The 3189-nt window shown below is 74.9% G+C and carries 2 protein-coding genes; one reads left to right on the top strand and one right to left on the bottom strand.

Annotated elements, in window-relative coordinates:
• A partial coding sequence (locus HUW36_RS29155) for a PadR family transcriptional regulator (protein ID WP_174531053.1) occupies positions 1 to 576 on the bottom strand: 576 nt, incomplete at its 3' end.
• Positions 577 to 674: 98 nt separating this feature from the next.
• On the opposite strand from HUW36_RS29155, the gene HUW36_RS34675 reads away from it, so the two are divergent.
• Positions 675 to 3189 (top strand): FtsX-like permease family protein (locus HUW36_RS34675; protein ID WP_246248380.1); only part of this gene is annotated, 2515 nt, incomplete at its 3' end.

Here is a 3189-nt window from a genome sequence, read left to right as displayed (position 1 = left end):
GGCCCGGTCGGTCCCGCCGGGCGGGGGTGCGTCGGCGAGGCCGGCGAGCGTGACGCCGCCGTCGGCGAGCAGCGCCGCCTCGGCGTCGTCGACGAAGGCAAGGTCGGCCTCGACGTGCCGCCCCGCGGCCGACAGCAGCAGCCGGACCACGGGGTCGTCGGCCCGGCGGCGCAACCCGTCGAGGTTGCGCAGCTCGCGCATGAGGTGGCCGCGCTGGTTGGTGAGCACGGTACGGACGACGGACGCCTCGCCGGAGCGGGCCGCGGCGGTCACCTTGAGGAAGAAGTCGTCCCGGAAGCCGCCGCTGCGCGGGCTGGGCGCGGTCAGCCAACGGTCCAGTTCGGCGCGGCCGTCGGCGGTGATCTCGTAGACGACCCGGTCGGGCTTGACCGGCTGGGACCTCCGCTCGGCGACCACGAGGCCGTCCCGGGAGAGCCGGTCGAGGATCTGGTAGAGGTGCCCGATGTTGAGCGGCCCCCACTGCGGTCCGACCGCCGCCTCGAACGCGCTCTTCAGCTCGTAGCCGTAGCTCGGGCCGCGGGCGAGCAGGGCCAGGACCGCGTGCTGGATCGCCACCGTCTTCTCCGATCCGGTTCCGGACAGGCACCCGTACGGGGCCTTGCATTGTCACAATGTATCGCGCACAGTGTGGTCAGCACACGGGGAGGCGCGACATGTTCCAGGTCATCTGGGGGCAGCTTCGTGGCCGTGCGGGGCGGTCGGTGGCGCTGCTGGCCGGCGTGCTGGTGGCCACCACCGGCTTCGTCGTCCTGACCGGCGCCACCACCACCTCGCGGTTGGCCGTCGAAGGCACCGTCGAGCGCAACACCCGGGCGGCCTACGACATCCTCGTCCGGCCACAGGGGACGCGTACGCCTCTGGAGACCGCCGGCGGGCTGGTCCGGCCCAACTACCTCTCCGACACCTACGGCGGCATCACCACGGCGCAGTACGAGCAGGTCAGAGCGGTCCCCGGAGTGGACGTGGCCGCGCCCATCGCGATGATCGGCTACTCGACCTCGGCGGTGCCGCTGCGGCTGGACCTCACCTCGGCGGTCGACCGGTCCCTCGACCGGCAGGTGATCCGCGTCGACCCCACCTACGTGGCCGAGCGCGGCCTGTCCACCGCGCCGGGCAAGGCCCGGTACGTGTACGTGACCACGCACCCCCTCATCCATCCGATTGTCGATCCGGAGCACCCGGAGGAGCTCCGCTACACCGACGGCCGGCGCTACCCGGTGGACGAGGTCTGCGGATCGGTCGCCCGCGAGGTGCAGCCGGACGGCAGCAGCCGGCCGATCTGCGACCCGCAGCGCGGCGCCCTGATCGGCAACCGCGGCGCGCTCTCCGAGCGGGACAACTGGTGGGTCGTCCCGGTCCGGCTGCTGCCGGACGGCCGCTTCGAGGCGGAGAACCGCGTGCTCGCGGAGAACGGCGACGCCGCGACGGCGATCTCCGACCGGCTGACGCTGACCGAGCCGGTCACCGTGCCGTTCCTGCTCGCCGCCGTGGACCCGGACGCGGAACAGCGCCTGGTCGGTCTCGACGGCGCCGTGACGACGGGCCGCCCCCTGCGCGCCGGCGACGCGGTGGAGGAGAAGCTGCTCGGCACCGCGCTCAACCGGTCGGTCCCGGTGCTGGCCACCAGCCGTCCCTATCTCGACAGCGAGCTGCGGGCCACCCTCACCCGGCTGCCCGCCGCCCGCCCGGCCGGAATGCCGGCCGTCGACCTGGAGCAGGGGCTCCGACGGGCGACCGGCACGCCGGCCGGGGTGGTCCGGGCCGATCTGGCGGACGCCTACCGGAACCGGCTCACGGCCGGCGTCTCCGAACCGGGTGGCTGTTGTTTCGGGCAGCTCCAGACCATCACGCAGCCCGGCCCCGTGGCGTACGGGGAGCGACCCGGCGGCGAGCTGCGCGCCAGCCCGGTGCCACCGGCCGCACCCGAGGTCTTCGGTGACGTTCGCGAGTTCAGCTGGCTGCCCCGCCCCTGGCTCACCGAGGACGTCGGGGCGCGGACCCTGCGCCGGCTTCCCCTGCCCGGCGGCGGCGCCGTCACCCCGTTCCGCCAGTGGCGGGCGGTCGGCGTGTTCGACCCGGAGAAGCTGACCGGCTTCAGTGACGTCGGCACGGTGCCGCTGGAGACGTACGAGGCGCCGGTGGCCGAGGGCGCCGACGACCGCAGCCGGGCCGCGCTGGGCGACCGGCCGCTGGAGCCCGGTGGCAACCCGGCCGGCTACCTGTCCGCGCCGCCGTTGCTGCTGACCAATCTCGCCAGCGCGCGTCAGCTGCTGGACGGCGCCGGCACACCGCAGCGCACCGCGCCGATCAGCGCGATCCGGGTCCGGACCGCCGACGTGGGCGGCTACAGCGAACGCTCGGCCGAGCGGGTCCGCCTGATCGCCGAGCGGATCGCCCAGGCCACCGGCCTCGACGTCGACATCACGCTCGGATCCTCTCCCGCGCCGCAGACCGTGGAGCTGCCGGCCGGCTCCTACGGCCGTCCCGCCCTGCGCCTGACCGAACGCTGGTCGGCACTCGGGGTCGCCTCCGTGATCACCGAGGCGGTGGACCGCAAGAGCGCCGCACTCTTCGTCCTGGTGCTGGTGGTCTGCGTACTCTTTCTCGGCAACGCGGTGTCCGCCGCGGTCCGGGACCGGCGCCCCGAGCTGGCGGTGCTCGCCTGCCTGGGCTGGCCGGCCCACCGGATCGGCGCGTTGATCCTCGGTGAGGTCGCCGCGCTGGGTCTCGCCGCCGGGCTCCTCTCCGTCGCCCTGGCGTTCCCGCTCGGCGCGGCCCTGGGCATCGGCGTCGACTGGCGGCGGGCGCTTGTCGCCGTACCGGTGGCCCTGCTGCTGGCGCTGCCGGCCCGGCCGCGCCGGGTGCTGGCCACGGTGCTCGGCGCGCTCCTCGGCCTGGTCCTGGTGCTGACCATCGCCGACCTCGGGTTCTCCACGGTCCTCGACCGCCGGTTCGACCTGATCGCCGACTGGGCCTTCCTCGCCGCCGGGGCGGAGTTCCTCGCCGAGTCCTACGGCCGGGCCGCCCAGGTGGGCGCGGTGGTCGTGGCCGTGGCCGCGCTCGTCGCCGTACCGGTGCTGGTGGTGGTGTCGGTGCGGCGGCTCACCCGCGCGGCGGTCCGGCACCGGGTCGCGACCATCCGCGCCGCCACCGCGCTCGCGGCCGCCT

The sequence above is a fragment of the Micromonospora maritima genome (assembly GCF_902825405.1).
GTDB classification, from domain to species: domain Bacteria; phylum Actinomycetota; class Actinomycetes; order Mycobacteriales; family Micromonosporaceae; genus Micromonospora; species Micromonospora maritima.
Note: the sequence above shows the minus strand (reverse complement) of the source record. Positions and strands in the feature narration are given on the sequence as shown.